The sequence below is a fragment of the Microbacterium foliorum genome (assembly GCF_006385575.1).
GTDB lineage: Bacteria > Actinomycetota > Actinomycetes > Actinomycetales > Microbacteriaceae > Microbacterium > Microbacterium foliorum_B.
Map to the genome: position 1 here is coordinate 2,279,498 of NZ_CP041040.1, position 16,406 is coordinate 2,295,903.

Consider the following 16,406-nt stretch of genomic DNA (forward strand, 5'->3'; position numbering starts at 1 on the left):
GAGGATGGATTCATGGGGATCGGGCTCGATGCGGTGACCGCGCTCTCTCCGGCTGGCGACTCCCGCGCCGGAGAGGTTCTTCGGCTGCGCCGGGAGATCAGCCGCATGCAGCGCAGACGCAGCGAGCATCCGCTGCTCCCCCTCGAACCCGCCTTCTCCTCCCTGCTCCCCGAAGAAGGACTGCAGACGGGAGCGACTTACACCGTCTCCCCCTCGCCCAGCCTCGTCCTCGCGCTGCTCGCTGCGGCGTCGCGCAAGGGCCACTGGTGTGCGGTGGTGGGCATGCCCACGCTGGGCGTCGAAGCCGCAGCCGCGTTCGGAATCGAGCTGCCCCGACTGATCCTCGTCCCCGAGCCCGGAGACCGCTGGCTCGCCGTGACCTCTGCGCTCGCCGAGGTGGTTCCGCTGATCGCCGTGCAGCCGGGAGGCCGGGCACGCGATGCCGATGTGTCACGACTGAGCGCACGCCTGCGAGACCGCGGGAGCACCCTGCTGATCACCGAGTCGACAGCGTCCGGCGCCTGGCCGCAGAGCGAGGGTTCCATCCGACTGCACGACCAGCACTGGCTCGGCGTCGGTGAGGGGTGGGGACTGATCGAAGGCTCCACGGCGACGGTGTCGGCCCGCACGCGGCACAGTCCGCTGTCGTCGAGCGTGCGTGTGCGTCTTCCCGGCGCCCACGGCGCGGTCGAAGAGCTGCCCGCCGAGCACATCGCCGTCGAGACCATGGCTGAGATGACGACGTTGCCCGGCCTGCGCGGCGCCGAGTCCGCTCCGCACGAGTACCCACGTCTGGCGGTGGCCGGATGACCGCTGCTCCGCTCCGGGTACTCGTCCTGTGGCTTCCCGATTGGCCGTTGCGCGCCGCCCTGGGCGGGCCGCCGCCTCATCCGCCGACGGCGCTGGTGCATGCGAACACCGTCGTCGCATGCACCGCTTCGGCGAGGGAGCACGGTGTGCGCGCCGGCCAGCGCCGCCGCGTCGCTCAGGGGCACATCTCGTCGCTGCGCGTGCTGCCGCACGATACCGCCCGCGACGAGAGAGCCTTCCTTCCGGTGCTGCAGCTCATCGAGAAGCACGCCCCCGGCGCCGCGCTGCTGCGTCCAGGACTCGCGGCGGTGCGGGCACGGGGCATCTCCCGCTACCACGACGGCGAGGCTGAGGCGGGGCAGGCCCTCATCGACGTCCTCACCGAGGCGGGCTTCCCCGAGGTGCGCGTGGGTATCGCCGACGGCCCTTTCACAGCAGAGCTCGCCGCCAGAGGAAGCGCCCCGTTCACCGTCGTGCCGGCGGGTCTCGCGAAGGACTTCCTCGCCCCGCTCCCCGTGGGGGTGCTGAGAGACGAACAGCTCACCGGTCTGCTCGTCCGGCTCGGGGTGCGCACGCTCGGCGACTTCGCCGCCCTCGACGAAATCGAGGTGCGCGATCGCTTCGGTGAGCGCGGCGCCCGCCTGCACTCCCTCGCCGCCGGCTCCGATTCCCGCGCCGTGGTGGCACGACCGCCCGACCCCGAACTCGTGCGCTCCGTCGAGTTCGAACCGCCGCTCGCGGGAGCCGATCAGGTGGCCTTCGCAGTGCGGCAGACGGCCGATGCGGTCATGCTCGCTCTCGGCGAAGCCTCGGTGGTGTGCACAGAGGTCCGCATCGACCTGATCGACGACGACGGCAAGGTGTTCTCCCGCCCCTGGCTCCATCCGACCTGCTTCGATGCCGCTGACCTCGTCGACCGGGTGCGCTGGCAGCTCGAGGCGCTGGGAGCGGAGTCCGCGAAGGAGCCGATCGATGAGGCTCGCGCGTTCGGCGGAATAGCCCTGGTGCGCATCATCCCCGTGGCGGTCGATGATGCCGCCCATCACCAGCCCGGACTCTTCGGGTCGGGCACGGATGAGCGTCTGCACCACGCCATCTCCCGCGTGCAGACGATGCTCGGCCACGAGGGCGTCGTCACCGCCGCTCTCTCCGGCGGACGCTGGCTCGCCGATCGACAGGTGCTCACTCCGTGGGGCGAACGCGCCGTCGCCCCCAGAGACCCCGGGCACCCCTGGCCGGGAAGCCTTCCCGATCCTCTTCCCGCCGAGGTGTTCCGTCCGCCTCGTCCCATCGGAGTGCTCTCCCCCGACGGCGAGACCGTCCTCGTCGACGACCGCGGGTCTCTCTCGGCGACACCCGCTCGTATCGACGGCGACGATGTGCAGGCTTGGGCGGGCCCGTGGCCGATCCATGAACGCCGGTGGGATGCCTCCGGCGGCAAGAAGGGGCATCGCCTGCAGATCATCGACGACCATGATCGGGCCTGGCTCGTCTTCTGCACCGGAGATCGCTGGTGGGCCGAGGGGAGGTACCGCTGATGGGCTGGCACAATCCTCCCCTGTCCTGGAACGAACTGGAGCGCACTCTCAGCGGCGAGGAATCGCCCTACCCGACCGGAGGCATGCCACCCCGCAGCCGACCGGACCCAGGGCCCGTCAGCACCAAACGCAAGCGGAATCCCCCCACCTCCGTGCATCGGCCTGAGGATGCCGTTCCCTATGCCGAGCTGCACGCGCATTCGTCGTACTCGTTCCTCGACGGCGCCTCCTCACCGGAAGACCTGCTCGCCGAGGCCGAGCGCCTGGGGCTCACCGCGCTCGCGCTCACCGACCATGACGGCTTCTACGGGGCGGCCCGCTTCGCCGAGGTCGCAGAGCTGATGGATGTGAGTGTCCAGACTGTGTACGGCGCCGAGCTCTCGCTCGGTCTCGACTCACCGCAGCGGGGCACCCCCGATCCGGTCGGCGACCATCTTCTGGTGCTCGCCGACGGCCTGGAGGGCTATCACCGTCTCTCCGGAGCCATGACGGCTGCTCACCTGCGCGGCGGAGAGAAGGGCCGCCCCGTGTACGACCTCGATGAGCTGGCGGCCACCGCCGACGGGCACTGGACGATCCTCACCGGATGCCGCAAGGGCGGTGTCCGTCGTGGGCTCGAAGCCGGAGACGCGCAGACGCCGCTGCGCCGCCTGGTCGATCTGTTCGGCCAGGATCACGTCGCCGTCGAGCTCTTCGACCACGGCGACCCGCAGGACACGCGTCGCAACGACGCTCTCGCCGATCTCGCCCGACGGATGCGGCTGCCGGTGGTGGCGACGAACAACGTGCACTACGCCGCTCCCGAACGCGCATCACTCGCCGAGGCGGTCGCCGCTGTTCGTGCCGTGCGCAGCATGGACGAGCTCGACGGCTGGCTTCCGACCCACGGAGGAGCACATCTGCGCAGCGGTGCCGAGATGTCATCGCGCTTCCGGCGCCACCCCGGCGCGATCTCCTACGGGCTCGAGCTCGCCGCCGCGTCGGCCTTCTCGCTCCGCCGAGCGCGACCGGCCCTGCCGAAGCAGGAGGTGCCAGACGGTCACACCCCCATGAGCTGGCTGCGCCACCTGGTGTGGGAGGCCGTGCCGACGAAGTATCCGCACCTCGATGCCGACGGCCGCCGCAGGATCGGGCGCGAGCTCGATGTGATCGAGGAGAAGGACTTCCCCGGCTACTTCCTCATCGTGCACGGCATTGTCACAGAGGCGCGCCGTCGCGGCATCCTGTGCCAGGGGCGTGGTTCTGCCGCGGCGAGCGCCGTCTGCTATCTGCTCGGCATCACCGCCGTCGACCCGATCCTCTACCGTCTGCCCTTCGAGCGGTTCCTTGCGACGACCCGCCAGGAAGAACCCGACATCGATGTGGACTTCGACTCCGATCGCCGGGAGGAGATCATCCAGTGGGTGTACCGCGAGTACGGAAGAGAGCGCGCGGCACAGGTGGCGAACGTCATCCAGTACCGTCCGAAGAACGCGGTGCGCGACATGGCGAGGGCTCTCGGCTTCTCCCCCGGGCAGCAGGACGCCTGGTCCAGGCAGGTCGACGGGTGGAGCACCGGGCTCGAGGTGGCCGACGAGCATGACATCCCCGCGAACGTGCTCGAGTACGCGGGCGAGCTCCTGAAGGCTCCCCGGCACCTCGGTATCCACTCGGGTGGCATGGTGCTCACTGCACGCCCCGTCGGCGAGGTCGTCCCCGTCGAGCATGCTCGCATGGAGAACCGCACCGTGATCCAGTGGGACAAAGACGACGCTGCGTGGATGGGGCTGGTGAAGTTCGACCTCCTCGGGCTCGGCATGCTGGCAGCGCTCCAGCACTGCTTCGATCTCATCGACGACGCCACGGGTGAGCGGTGGACGCTCGAGACTCTTCCGAAAGAAGAGCCGGCCGTCTACGACATGCTCTGCCGCGCTGATTCGATCGGGGTGTTCCAGGTCGAATCCCGGGCACAGATCGGTCTGCTCCCCCGCCTGCAGCCACGCGCCTTCTACGACCTCGCCATCCAGATCGCACTCATCCGCCCCGGGCCCATCCAGGGCGGGGCCGTGCATCCCTTCGTCCGCCGCAAGATGGCCAAAGATGCGCTCGACGAGGAGAACCGCGCCAGAGCCGCTCGTGGAGAAGACCCCGTGGTGCTCGATATCCCGTATCCGCATGATGACCTCAAGCCGATTCTCGAGCGGACTCTGGGCATCCCGATCTTCCAGGAGCAGCTGATCCAGATGGCGACGGCCATCGGCGACTGCACCGCCGACGAGGCCGATCTGCTCAGACGTGCCATGGGATCCAAGCGCGGGCTCGAGAAGATCGAGAAGGTGCGCGACAAGCTCTACGCGGGCATGTCCAGGCGCGGACTCTCCGCCGAGCAGTCGGATCGCATCTACGCGCAGATCCAAGCATTCTCGAACTTCGGATTCGCGGAGTCGCACTCGTTGTCCTTCGCGCTCCTCGTCTATGCGAGCTCCTGGCTCAAACTGCACTATCCGGCGGCGTTCCTCGCAGGGCTCCTCCGATCGCAGCCGATGGGCTTCTACTCCGCCTCGACGCTCACTGCAGACGCGCGACGGCATGGTGTGGAGGTGCGCCGACCCGATCTGCACTCCTCGGGCGTCACCGAGACCCTCGAACCCCTCGAGGGCGCACCGCTGCGGATGCCGACAGGTCTGGACGCCTGCGGCGATCCACTGCAGCCTCGAGTGCCGCGCTTCGACCGGTCGAAGCCCGACGAGTCGGCGGCGCACCGCCGGGATGGCGCCTACGCGGTGCGCATGGGGCTCAGGGGTGTGCGCGGCATCGGCACACCGCTGGCGGAGAGGATCGTCGCCGAGCGCGAGGCCGCCGGCCCGTTCCGCGATCTGAACGACCTGGTGAGGCGCACCGACGCCACCGCCGCGCAGCTGGAGTCCCTGGCGACCGCCGGCGCGTTCGAGTGCCTCGGGCTGCAGCGCAGAGAGGCGATCTGGCTGTCCGGGGCAGCCGCTGAGGATCGTTCGCGATTCCTTCCCGGCACGACGATCGCCGTGCAGCCACCGCTGTTCAGCGATCAGTCCAGCTACGAACGGCTCTCCGCGGATCTCTGGGCGACAGGTGTCTCGACCGACGACCATCCGATGGCGCATTTCCGCGGACTTCTGCGCGAGCGAGGCGTGCTCACCTCCTCCGATCTCCAGAGCCACGAGACGGGCAGGCGCATCGAGGTCGCAGGCCTCGTGACTCACCGTCAGCGCCCCGCGACCGCAGCGGGTGTCACCTTCCTCAATCTCGAAGACGAGAACGGCCTCGTCAACGTCATCTGCTCGACGGGGGTGTGGGGTCGTTATCACCGTGTGGCGCGGGATTCTCCTGCTCTGATCATCCGCGGCATTCTCGAGCGCTCAGCAGAGGGGGTCGTGAACGTCCTCGCCGACGCATTCGAAGACCTCCGCACCGGAGTGACGCATCGATCGAGGGACTTCCGCTGAGCGGGTCACCAGAAGCGTTCAGGCTCCGGCTCCGGCACACGATCGCCACCGCCCCAACGGTCCGCTTCGGCCTTCGCCGCGTCGACCGCCGCATCGGCGCCGTGCAGGGCGGCCCTGGCACTCGTCGCGCCCGAACCGTTCCCCTCGGCATCGACCGTGAGAGTCGTGAGCGACGAGTGGCCGCCGATCGTCACCGTGCAGTCGAGGACACGACCCAGCCACCGGATGAGCTCACCCCGTGGCTCTTCCACGCGGCGATACCGGATGCCGGTGTCGAGGTCACTGACAGACAGGATCAGGGACTCGCCGGTCAGCTCGTCGATGCGCTCCATGACCTCGATGCGGTGCCCGTGAGCGATGGCGAGGTGCGCGTTCAGCACGAGCTTTCTGTCCATGCAACCACTCTATGAGTGGACGTTCTCACGGCAAGCCCCAGTCCTGGAAGAAACATTCGTAGATTTCTTTGTCCCCCAAATGGCGGACAAGACGATTAAGCGATATTCTGCTGCAAGTAGCGGGGGCTACCGGCTGAACATCTGGGGATATATCAGTCGAGAGAGCAGCGAAAATCTTCGCCGCCTCCCCTACCGTCCGGGACGGACGGTGAGCCCTCTCGAGTGATCCAAATGGGGTTGGATGACTCGAGAGGGCAACCACTTCCGGTCTCACCTGCGGAGGCGAGCGCGAAGCGAGTCGACCAGCAGTCCGACACCGAGCTCGAACGTCCGATCCGCCCGAGCGGTGCCTCGCTCCGCCCCCTCGAGCACGCGACCGAGTGTGCGAGTTCCCTCCCCCGGCTCCCAGACTTCATCGGGCGATGCCAGGTCGAGGCCGAAGCCGATCGCGAAGGCATCGATGATCGCGATCACCGTGAGCACCTCGTCTTCGGGAAAGCCGCCGTCGACGAGAACGGTCGCCAGATCGTCGTACGCGGCGATGACCGCCGGATGCGTGATCGTCTTCCCGATGAGCAGCGGCACGAGCTGCGGGTGGTCGGCATACATCTGGCGCTGCCGTCTCAGAAGCTCGACGAGGAAGTCATCCCACGTGCCCTCCCCCGGCCCGACCCGATAGTCCTCGATCAAACGGCCTCGCATCAGCTCGATGATGCCGTCCATGCCGTCCACATGGTTGTAGAGCGAAGACGGCCTGACTCCGAGCCGACGCGCGATCGCGTTCACCCCGAACGGCTCTCCGGCCCTCGACAGTTCGAGGCCGGCCGCACCGATGATCTCCGGCGACAGCAATGGACTCGATGGCCTGGGCATCACACGCTCACTCTCTGTTCGCGGGACCGTCGAGAAATCTCTTCCCTCCGGCATCCCTCCTGTGCATAATAGTGAACACCATTCGTTGACGAACACCATTCGTTTTTGAATCCGCGCCCCACCCGATGCGCTTCGGCAGGACCTTCGCGCACATCGCCGTGCCCCTCTCAGTGGGAGAACCATGACCGCCATCGACCTCAGCACCCGGGTTCCGCTCCGGGTGCCTACCGCCACCGCCACCTTCGCGATCGGAATCGCGGGGTATCTGGGCGTCAATCTGTCGCCCTACATGATCACCGCCGCGCAGACGGGCCTCCGCATCGACGTGCTCGCCGCCAGCTGGCTCGTCACCGCGACGCTGCTGCTCACCGCGGTCACCGGACTCGCGATCGCCCCGCTCTGCGCCGGCGGTCACCGGCGAGAAGTGGCCCGCACTGGACTCGCCATCGCGTCCGTCGGTTTCGCCACCGCAGCGCTGGTCCCGGCGCTCATCCTTCCCGCTCTGCTGGTCGGCGGGGCGGGAGCCGGCGGTGCCGTCGCGGCGTCCGGGGCGGCGCTGGCCGCGTTCCGGAATCCTGACAGGGTCGCGGGTTTCAACGGTCTCGCGAACCGTGGCGTGATCACGATCGTGCTGGCGGTGATCCCTCTCGTGGGGCTCGCACCGATCGATGTCTTCGGTGCGCTCGCGCTGTTCAGCATCCTGGGACTGCTCGTCTCAGCGTGGTTGCCTGCGGCCCCCGTGATCGATCCTCAGGCCGGGGCCGCTGTCGCCGAGGCGATGCCGATCGACGTGCCGTCGACAGGCACGGTGCGCCTCTCTCCGGCACGCTCGCGAACCGTCACGATCGCCGGGTTCAGCCTCCTCGTCGTGTTCGCACTGTGGGCGGTGAGCGAGGACTCGCTCTGGGCCATGGCCGGCATCATGGGTGCCGAGCAGACGGGCCTCACGCCCGAAGGGCTGGGCCTCGCACTCAGCGGTGCGACGGCGGGCGGCCTCGTCGGGTCGGTGCTGCTGATGATCGTCGGATCCAGGCTGGGCCGAGCAGTGCCACTCGCGGTGCTGCTGATCGCCGGAGGAGTGCTGAAGATCGTCGAGGGCTTCACGTCTGATCCGACCGCGTTCATCGTGGTCTTCATCGCCTGGAACACTGTCTACGCGATCGCCTTCATGTACTTCGTGTCGACCTCCGCTGCTCTCGATGCCGACGGCCGCTGGTCCGGGCCCCTGCTTGCGGTGTACCTCGTCGGGTCGGCACTCACCCCCGTGATCGGCGCTGCACTCGTCGGCCTGCTCGGGTTCCAGGGGTTCGCCGTCGCGCTGGGCATCGCGAGCTTCGTGCTCGCCGTGCCCACGAGTGCCATCGCCCTGCTCTCGACACGCCTCGAGCGTGCAGCCACCACCGAGGAGACGCTCTGATGCCCACCACGCTCTATCGCAATGCCCGCTTCTTCGCCGCTGACGACACCGCCTGGGCCGAAGCCGTCGTCGTAGACGGCGCGGACTTCGCCTTCGTCGGGGCCGAGGCCGACGCACCGCCGACCGATGCCGTCGTCGATCTCGGTGGACGGGTGGTTCTTCCCGGATTCACCGATGCGCACACTCATCTGCTGATGATGGGCGAGGCACTGGGCCAGATCGGGCTCACGGATGCCGGCTCTCTCGACGAGATCCAGCGCAGGGTGCTACAGGCACGCGGGACGTCCACCGGCACGGTGCGCGGGCGCGGATGGCTCTTCGACGCGATCCCGGGCGTATCGCCGACGGCCGCGATGATCGACGCCGTCGTCGCGGACGTCCCCGTCTATCTCGACGCCAACGACTACCACTCCTGCTGGGTCAACTCTGCGGCGCTGGAGGAGCTCGGGATCACCCGGGAGACTCCTGATCCGATCGGCGGCCGGATCGAGAGGGATGCCGACGGCGAACCGACCGGGATGCTCTACGAGACGGCCGCGCAGCAGTACGCATGGGCGCACCGGGATGCCACGACCACCGACCAGCAGCGGGATGCAGCTGTGCAGCGCGTCGTGGAAGCGTATCTCGCGGCGGGTGTCACCGGCGCCGTCGACATGGCGTTCGACGGGCTCGCGCTCGCGGCGCTCGAGCGGGCGGAGCAGCGAGGCGAACTGCCGTTGCGGATAGCCGGGCACTGGTTCGTCGCGAACACGGGCGATGACACGCTGAACCTGGCTCAGGTCGCCGAGGCGGCGGATCGGGCCGAGGCTGCCTCGAGCGCTGTTCGGGTGATCGGGATCAAGCTCGTGCTCGACGGCACGATCGACGCGTGCACCGCTGCGATGCGTGCCCCGTATGCGGATGGCTCCAACGCCGCGCCGATCTGGCCGGCCGAACGACTGTTCCCCGTCGTCGCGGCTGCGGATGCTGCGGGACTCCAGATCGCACTGCACGCGATCGGCGATGAGGCGAGCACGCTCGCACTGGATGCGATCGAGCACGCGATCACCGTCAACGGCGATCGTCCTCGTCGCCATCGGATCGAGCATCTCGAGTACGCGGCTCCCGGCACGGCCGAGCGGATGGCGCGCCTGGGTGTGACGGCCTCCATGCAGCCGGTGCACGCGGATCCGGCGATCTTCGCGAACTGGTCGGCCCAACTCGGCGATGATCGAGCGGATCGGGCCTTCGCGTGGCCGGAGTACGAGGATGCCGGTGCTCTGCTCGCCTTCTCGACGGACGCTCCCACCGCGCCGCACGCGGCGCTCGCGAACATGTACGTGGCCACGACACGGGCGTCGGCTCTGGACCCCGATGTGCCTGCGGTGCATCCGCAGTTCGCCCTCCCCCTCGAACGCGCGATCGCTCATGCGACGCGTGACGCGGCGCAGTCGATCGGCGACGGGGCGTGGCGTGGCCGCATCGCGGTGGGACAGGCCGCGGACTTCGCCGTGCTCGACGTCGATCCGTTCTCGGAGGGCAGCCGTTCGCTGCTCACAGCCCGCGTCCTGCGCACGGTGATCGCGGGGCACACCGCGTACGAGGCCTGAGGCGTCGCACCGCGGCATCCGTCGACCGTCCTCTTGAGCGATATACCGGTCTGTTCTTATAATTCTGGTGAACTCTGGCGGGCAGAGGGCGCCCGTCGATCAGGCGGTGATGTCATCGCCCGGACGCGGAGCGCTCCCCCTGTCAGCCGATGGCGAATACGACTGATTGGAGTGTTGAGATGTCCGCGATGCCCGATCCGAGGTTCGAGCTCCGCAGGGTGACTGAGACCGAGTGGCTGATCGTCGACCACAAGTACGAGCCGCACGACGCACGTCAGACCGTCGCCTGCATCTACCAGGTGGATGCCGTCGAGGTCGATGTGCTCTGGTTGCGCAATCTCCCCCTGGCGAGCTCGTACATGTCGGCCGAAGAAGTGCTCAGCGATCTGCAGCGGTTCCACAACCCGCCGAGCCGGTCCACGGCGCCGATCACGATCCCGCACCTTCCTCCGCTCGCGACGACGGCCGGTTGATGCCCTGCGGAGCGGTACCCCGGCTCGGCGACCGCCGCGCCATAGGCTGGCGTCATGCTCATCGCTCTGATCCGTCCCGTCGAGACCAGCACTGCAGACGTCATCGGAACGACGCTCGCCGAGGTGCTCGTCGAGCTCGAACAGCACCGCAAGCCGGGCTTCGAGCTGGCGTCGGCGCCCGTGCGCATGCTGAAGGGCGTGGCGAAGATGGAGGCGACGGGCACCTTCACACGCGTCGACGGCGTGCAGGAGATCGAGGCTGACGACATGGCATCGCTCGAGGCGAAGGTGCCAGAAGGATGGCGGATGCTGACGGTGCGCACCGCCTAGGTCGAGAGGCCAGCCGACGGCGAAGAAGACCCCCACCGGCTCAGCGCCGGGTGGGGGTCTTCGCTCTTCAGGGCGTGGCCGTTTCAGCCGCCCGACGGGTTCTCGAGAGGCGCGCCGTCTTCGTCGGTGGTCTCGTCTTCGAGGATCTCGTCCGTGCTCTTGGACGTCGAGTCATCGGGTGCACCACCCGAGGCGGTGTCGGCCTCTTCATGACCGTCGCTGGTTCCGTGCGTGTTCTGCAGATCGCTCATTGCATCTCCTCTGTCGGTGATGAGGCGACGGTATGCCGTTCGTCCGTTGCCGGAGAGGGGGTTGACGTGGTGACGTCGCAGGGTGGTGCATTTCGGGCTGCCGGTTCGGGCATGAAAAAAGCCCCGGAGTTCCGCGTATTTCTGCGGTTCTCCGGGGCTTTGTGGTCGGGCTGACAGGATTTGAACCTGCGACCCCTTGACCCCCAGTCAAGTGCGCTACCAAGCTGCGCCACAGCCCGTTGTTCTGCACTCTCGCGCAGGCAACTCCCCTATCTTAGCCCCACTTTCCCGCCCTTCGCGAACCGGGTGAGCGCCGGGCGTTGCGTGGTGTCGGAGGCACGGCGTACCGTCACCTGCATGGCGACGATCACGACAGAGGTGGCGACGACCGCCCGGTGGGACGACGTTCAGCATGCGCTCACCGGCGGCGGCGATGGTGCCAGCTGCCAGTGCATCTGGCCGATGCTGAGCAACAAGGAGTGGAATGAGACGACCACGCCGCAGCGCACCGAGATGTTGCGCGATGAGATCGAGGCGGGCCCTCCCCCTGGCCTGATCGCCTATGTCGACGGCGACGCGGCCGGGTGGATCCGGATCGGGCCGCGCACGAAACAGCAGCGGGTGCCGCGCACGCGCATGATCGCGGCAGCATCCGCCGAGCCCTTCGACGACGACTCGGTATGGGCAGTCACATGCTTCGTGGTCCGTCGCGAACATCGACGCTCCGGCCTCAACCTCGAACTTCTGCGCGCCGCGGTCGACTTCGCGCGAACCTCGGGAGCCCGACTCATTGAGGGCTATCCTGTCGACACCCGCGGCGAGAAGAAGCGCACGAACGACCTGTTCCACGGCATGCTCACCACATTCCTGGCCGCCGGCTTCGAGGAGAGAGCCGAGATGAAGCCGGGACGAGCTCTCGTGGCATTGGAGCTCTCCGCGTGACCGAAGAGACAGAGCTGCCGGCATCCATGGGCAAGGTCGCTCGCAGAGAGCTGGCTCTGCAGGGATTCACCCGTCTCGAGCAGTTTGACGGAGTGTCCGAGAGCACGCTCCTCGCGATTCACGGAGTGGGCCCGAAAGCCATCCGCATCCTGCGCGAACAACTCGAATCCCTCGGCTCGGCTCTCCGACCGTGAGCGACCGCTAGCGTGGGTGACATGAGCGACAAGTACCCGACCATCGAAGACCCGGAACTGGGAGCCCTCACGCGCGCGACGACGGAGCTGTCTGATGGAACCGTGCTGACCCACGACTGGTACGCCGGCGGTACGGTGGTCAACGGTGCTCCCCTCGATCTCATGATCGAAGGAACCGACGCCGACGAGGCGGCCGCTCTGCTCCCCCACGTGCATGAGACGATCGCAGCCCTCGGAGTTCTGCGGCGTCTGGCCACGGATGCCGTTGTGGCCGCGTTCAGCAACGTCACCCCCGAGCAGTACGAGCTCGACGACGCGGCATCCGACCTCAGCCTCGAGACGCTCGAGGCTTCAGCCGACGGCACCGTCGTGCTCCACCTCATCGACACCTGCGGCCAGCACTTCCCCGAGGGATACTGGCCCGCCGTGCACCTCGGCACTGACGGTCAGATCACCCAGGTCACCGTCGAGTCCTGACCGCGTCTGGCGACGTTCGATCCCGCCCTACGATGGGGAGATGCAGCGCCGCCGTCAGCTTGATCCGCTTCTGTGGGCATTCCTGCCCTACATCGCGGTCTCGGTGACCCACGTGGTGCTGCTGAGCCTCGACAGCCCTGCGGCCGGGCCGACCAAGCTGCTCCTGATGCCCCTGCTCGCCGCGCCGGTGCTGGTGTCGCTGCGCCGGATCCGGGAGCGCGCCGCTCAGGCATTGATCCTCGGGGCCCTTGCGTTCTCATGGCTCGGCGACAGCGCGGGTGCGCTCTTCCCCGCCGCGCCGGAAGTACCGCTGATGCTGATGTTCTTCGGCATCGCGCATCTGGCATACATCACTCTCTTCATCCGTCACCTCGCGCAGCGTCGGATGCCGCGGTGGGCGCTCGTCTACGCCGGATGGTGGGTGGCGATGGTGGCTTTCGTTGGGCCACATGCCGGTGGGCTGCTGATCGCGGTCGCCTTCTACGGACTCGTCCTCGGTGCCACAGCCGCATTCTCCACTCGGTGCCATCCGCGCGTCGCGATCGGCGGTGCTTTCTTCCTCGCGAGCGACACGGTATTGGCCCTTCGACTCTTCCTTCCCGACTCGCTCCCTGCCTGGAGCAGCCCTGCCATCATGGCCACCTACACGATCGGACAGGGCCTGATCATCGCCGGCGCCCTGATCGCACTGAGAAAGCGAGGTGCCTGATGGCCGATGCCGCACGGGTCGACAGCTGGCTCTGGGCGATCCGCGTCTACAAGACGCGCTCGGCCGCGACGACCGCATGCCGCGCAGGGCATGTGCGCGTGAACGGCGACAGGGTGAAGGCCGCACAGCACGTGCGCATCGGCGACGAGCTGCGTGTGCGGATCGCCGGCTTCGATCGGATCCTCATCGTTCGCCAGCTGCTCGTCAAGCGCGTCGGTGCACCAGTCGCGGCCCTCGCCTACGAGGATCGCACGCCCGAGCGCGAGCCTCAGGCCGCTCTCGGGCTGCGCGATCGGGGCGCGGGGCGACCCACGAAGCGCGAGCGACGCGACATCGACAAGCTGCGGGGTCGAGGATATGAGGATGACGGCATATTCCATGGCTGACGCTGGAACATAGTCGAACATATCTTCTAAACTGAGGTCATGGCTCAGCGCACCGATCTCGACCTCGATCTCGACGAGCGCCGCCGCCTGCTCGACGAGTGGGTCGCCACACGGCGCCAGATCGCTGCTCTCGAAGCCCAGTCGTACGCGCTCCTCGTCGAGCGCATCAAAGTGCACGACGCCGACGTCTCCGAGAGCCCCCACCACCGTGATGCGATCTACAGATCGATGATCGCGGAGTACTCCGCGGCAGGGCACATCCCGAAGGGTTCCGTCGAGTACGCCTTCACCGACGCGCGCACCCTCACGCGCGCGCTTCCCGCGGTGCACGCCAGCTTCGCCGCAGGTGCCATCACCGCGCGGCACGTCCGTGAGATCGTGCGGGCCAGCGAGATCGTCGACGATGCCATCCGCGACGGGCGAGTGGAGCCCGCCACGATGGGCCTCTACGAGACGGCTGTTCTGGTGGTCGCCGAGCAGGACACCGCACAACGAACAAAGATCCATGCTCGCACGGTCGCCGCCGGTCTCGTCGGTGAGACCGTCGTCGGGGCCCAGCGGCGTGCGGCAGCCGAACGCTGCGTCACCGTCAGGTCGGTCGGCGACGGTCTGGCTGCGCTCACGGCGATCCTCCCCGAGTGGGTCGCCGTGGCAATCTCCGACCGACTCACGCAGATGGCGCGACACATCGCCCGCACCCGCGACGAGCGAGAGCCGATCCTCGAGCCACTCGACGACGACTCCGAGAACTCGCTCTACCTCTCCGATCTCTCGCCCGAAGACCCCCGGTACGGTGCCTACTTCGAGGCCGGAGTGATCGCCGCCGACGGTACCTTCGTCACCGATCCGCTCGCCGGCCTGATCGACCCGATGACCGATCCGGCGAGTCCCGACATCGAGCATCTTTCCGGCGATACCCGCACGTTCGATCAGATCCGCGCCGATCTGCTGTCCGATCTGCTGCTCTCCTCTGATCCGAGCGAAGCGAACGGCACAGGACTAGAGAACGTCTCGGCCCGCATTCAGGTGACGGTCGCTGCGAGCACCCTTGCCGGAGATGACGATCGACCCGCCGAGCTCGACGGACACGGCCCACTCGATCCCGATGTCGCGCGCGGACTCGCGGGGCGTTGCACCGGATGGTCACGCCTGTTCCTCGACGCGACCGGCCTGGTGACAGAGACCGACTCCTACTCCCCCACGGAGCAGATGCGGCGCTTCCTTCGAGCGCGCGATCAGCACTGCAGATTCCCCGGATGCCGGATGCCGGTGCACCGCTGCGAGATCGACCACAACCACGACCACGCTCGTGGCGGAAGAACACGCATCGACAACCTCAGTCACTTCTGCACGACGCATCATTCGCTCAAACATCCCGACATCGATGAGCGGCACCGGTGGAGGGCCCGTCAGACTCCTGACGGGAGCATCACCTGGACCAGTCCACTCGGCAGAGATTACGTCGATCCACCTCGTCGACGAGTCATGTTCGTCTGATCTCAGCGACGTGCTCCATCGAGGCAGTGCCTCGTGCTCCAGGCGATACACGACTCCGCCTCGCGTTGCCCTGCTTTCGTGCGGCAGAAACGATTACTGCGGCAGCACGTCCAGCAGCCAGCCGGCCGAATAGATCTGCGCGGCGCCTGCCGCCTCGACGCGATGCTGCAGCTCTCGGTCGCTGGTGACGACAATGACATGCTGTCCGGCTCGCGTTCGACGCTCGACCTCCGCGACGATCGCATCGTCTCCCGCCGCGTCGGCGCGCACGATCGAGACGCCACCCGCGGGGAGCAACTCGGGCGCTTCGGCATCAGCATCCGATGAGGGAGTCGCGATCCCTCGCGCCTGCCCTTCCACCACCAGAGCGATCTGCGGGAACCAGGTCGTTCCGCCGACGCCGAGGTCAGACGCCGGCACGGCAAGCCCGTTCAGCCGCCCAGACAGTCGAGTTGCCGCCGCCGCGCGGTCCTTCCACCAGCCGTCGGGCACGGAGCCGACCACGTTCGCGGCATCGACGACGAGCGACGGACGAACCTCGAGCAGCGCGCGAAGAGCCGGCCATGCACTGCCGAAACCGGGGTGCAGAGGTCGCGAGTCGACCTCATCGACCGGCACCCACTCGAGCGCCACGCTCTCAGGGTCACTGATCACGGGCTCGAACGGGCGCACGACGTCGGCGATGACGGTCGTGTACGACCACACATCGAGATCGAGCACACTGGTGAACCGCGGCCGCACGGCACCATCGGGAACGCCCGCCTCCTCCTGCGCCTCACGCACAGCACCCACGATCGCGCTCTCGCCCTCGTGCATCGCGCCGCCGGGCAGTCCCCATGTGCCACCGAAGTGGCTCCATGAGACGCGGTGCTGCAGCAGGATTCCGCGCTCGGCGTCGAATGCAAGCAGGCCCGCGGCACCGAAACGCCCCCAGTACTTCTCCCCCGACGGAGCGACCACCCAGGCGTCACCCGGGTTCCGGGGCCCATCGGGGCGGCGAGGCTCACCTGGGGCAGGAGGTACGACAGTCACCCCTTCAGCCTATCACAGCATCGGGGCATCGG

The 16,406-nt window shown here is 67.8% G+C and carries 17 protein-coding genes and 1 tRNA gene; 13 read left to right on the top strand and 5 right to left on the bottom strand.

Annotation, left to right across the window (positions count from 1 at the left end; all coding sequences use genetic code 11):
- Positions 1-12 precede the first annotated feature (12 nt).
- Genes FIV50_RS10985 through FIV50_RS10995 form a run of 3 tightly spaced genes read left to right on the top strand, consistent with a single transcriptional unit; the run spans position 13 to position 5,809 of the window.
- A complete protein-coding gene (locus tag FIV50_RS10985; RefSeq protein ID WP_140037463.1) occupies positions 13-810 on the top strand; it encodes a hypothetical protein in 798 nt (265 codons plus the stop codon).
- Positions 807-2,348, top strand: a complete 1,542-nt coding sequence (locus FIV50_RS10990) for a DNA polymerase Y family protein (protein WP_140037464.1) — start codon at positions 807-809, stop codon at positions 2,346-2,348. Before FIV50_RS10985 ends, FIV50_RS10990 begins: the two co-directional genes overlap by 4 nt.
- Entirely contained in the window at positions 2,348-5,809 is a 3,462-nt protein-coding gene (locus tag FIV50_RS10995) for an error-prone DNA polymerase (RefSeq protein ID WP_140037465.1), read from the top strand. The genes FIV50_RS10990 and FIV50_RS10995 overlap by 1 nt, the downstream gene beginning before the upstream one ends.
- Before the next feature lie 5 nt (positions 5,810-5,814).
- Here FIV50_RS10995 and FIV50_RS11000 read toward each other — a convergent pair whose 3' ends face one another.
- Together FIV50_RS11000 and FIV50_RS11005 are read right to left on the bottom strand one after the other, a co-directional pair.
- Positions 5,815-6,204, bottom strand: a complete 390-nt coding sequence (locus FIV50_RS11000; protein WP_140037466.1) for a hypothetical protein — start codon at positions 6,202-6,204, stop codon at positions 5,815-5,817.
- Positions 6,205-6,474: 270 nt separating this feature from the next.
- Positions 6,475-7,077, bottom strand: a complete 603-nt coding sequence (locus FIV50_RS11005) for a TetR/AcrR family transcriptional regulator C-terminal domain-containing protein (protein ID WP_181164203.1) — start codon at positions 7,075-7,077, stop codon at positions 6,475-6,477.
- Between the two features lie 181 nt (positions 7,078-7,258).
- Here FIV50_RS11005 and FIV50_RS11010 point away from each other — a divergent pair, with 181 nt between their 5' ends.
- The 4 genes from FIV50_RS11010 to FIV50_RS11025 all read left to right on the top strand — a co-directional run bounded on the left by FIV50_RS11010 (position 7,259) and on the right by FIV50_RS11025 (position 10,886).
- On the top strand, positions 7,259-8,494 hold the full coding sequence (locus tag FIV50_RS11010; RefSeq protein ID WP_140037468.1) for an MFS transporter: 1,236 nt from the start codon (positions 7,259-7,261) through the stop codon (positions 8,492-8,494).
- Positions 8,494-10,083, top strand: a complete 1,590-nt coding sequence (locus FIV50_RS11015) for an amidohydrolase (protein ID WP_140037469.1) — start codon at positions 8,494-8,496, stop codon at positions 10,081-10,083. Before FIV50_RS11010 ends, FIV50_RS11015 begins: the two co-directional genes overlap by 1 nt.
- A 188-nt stretch (positions 10,084-10,271) precedes the next feature.
- Positions 10,272-10,556, top strand: a complete 285-nt coding sequence (locus FIV50_RS11020) for a hypothetical protein (RefSeq protein ID WP_258184222.1) — start codon at positions 10,272-10,274, stop codon at positions 10,554-10,556.
- A gap of 54 nt (positions 10,557-10,610) precedes the next feature.
- Positions 10,611-10,886 carry a hypothetical protein gene (locus FIV50_RS11025; RefSeq protein WP_140037471.1) on the top strand — a complete coding sequence of 92 codons (276 nt, stop codon included), beginning with the start codon at positions 10,611-10,613 and terminating at the stop codon, positions 10,884-10,886.
- An 83-nt stretch (positions 10,887-10,969) separates the two neighbouring features.
- On the opposite strand, the gene FIV50_RS17670 is transcribed toward FIV50_RS11025, so the two are convergent.
- Complete coding sequence (locus FIV50_RS17670) at positions 10,970-11,137, bottom strand: hypothetical protein (RefSeq protein ID WP_181164204.1); 168 nt, start codon at positions 11,135-11,137, stop codon at positions 10,970-10,972.
- A 162-nt stretch (positions 11,138-11,299) separates the two neighbouring features.
- A tRNA-Pro gene (locus FIV50_RS11030) sits at positions 11,300-11,376 on the bottom strand.
- Between the two features lie 118 nt (positions 11,377-11,494).
- On the opposite strand from FIV50_RS11030, the gene FIV50_RS11035 reads away from it, so the two are divergent.
- The 6 genes from FIV50_RS11035 to FIV50_RS11060 are packed head-to-tail and all read left to right on the top strand — an operon-like array spanning position 11,495 to position 15,342.
- Positions 11,495-12,079, top strand: a complete 585-nt coding sequence (locus FIV50_RS11035; protein ID WP_140037472.1) for a GNAT family N-acetyltransferase — start codon at positions 11,495-11,497, stop codon at positions 12,077-12,079.
- Positions 12,076-12,273: a hypothetical protein gene (locus tag FIV50_RS11040; RefSeq protein WP_140037473.1), complete on the top strand. Its 198-nt coding sequence runs from the start codon at positions 12,076-12,078 to the stop codon at positions 12,271-12,273. The genes FIV50_RS11035 and FIV50_RS11040 overlap by 4 nt, the downstream gene beginning before the upstream one ends.
- Positions 12,274-12,294: 21 nt before the next feature.
- Entirely contained in the window at positions 12,295-12,750 is a 456-nt protein-coding gene (locus tag FIV50_RS11045; protein ID WP_140037474.1) for a hypothetical protein, read from the top strand.
- A gap of 40 nt (positions 12,751-12,790) precedes the next feature.
- Complete coding sequence (locus FIV50_RS11050) at positions 12,791-13,459, top strand: lysoplasmalogenase (RefSeq protein ID WP_140037475.1); 669 nt, start codon at positions 12,791-12,793, stop codon at positions 13,457-13,459.
- Complete coding sequence (locus tag FIV50_RS11055) at positions 13,459-13,845, top strand: RNA-binding S4 domain-containing protein (protein ID WP_140037476.1); 387 nt, start codon at positions 13,459-13,461, stop codon at positions 13,843-13,845. Before FIV50_RS11050 ends, FIV50_RS11055 begins: the two co-directional genes overlap by 1 nt.
- A 39-nt stretch (positions 13,846-13,884) precedes the next feature.
- Complete coding sequence (locus FIV50_RS11060) at positions 13,885-15,342, top strand: HNH endonuclease signature motif containing protein (protein WP_140037477.1); 1,458 nt, start codon at positions 13,885-13,887, stop codon at positions 15,340-15,342.
- 93 nt (positions 15,343-15,435) lie between these two features.
- Here FIV50_RS11060 and FIV50_RS11065 read toward each other — a convergent pair whose 3' ends face one another.
- Entirely contained in the window at positions 15,436-16,374 is a 939-nt protein-coding gene (locus tag FIV50_RS11065; RefSeq protein ID WP_140037478.1) for an NUDIX domain-containing protein, read from the bottom strand.
- Positions 16,375-16,406 lie beyond the last annotated feature (32 nt).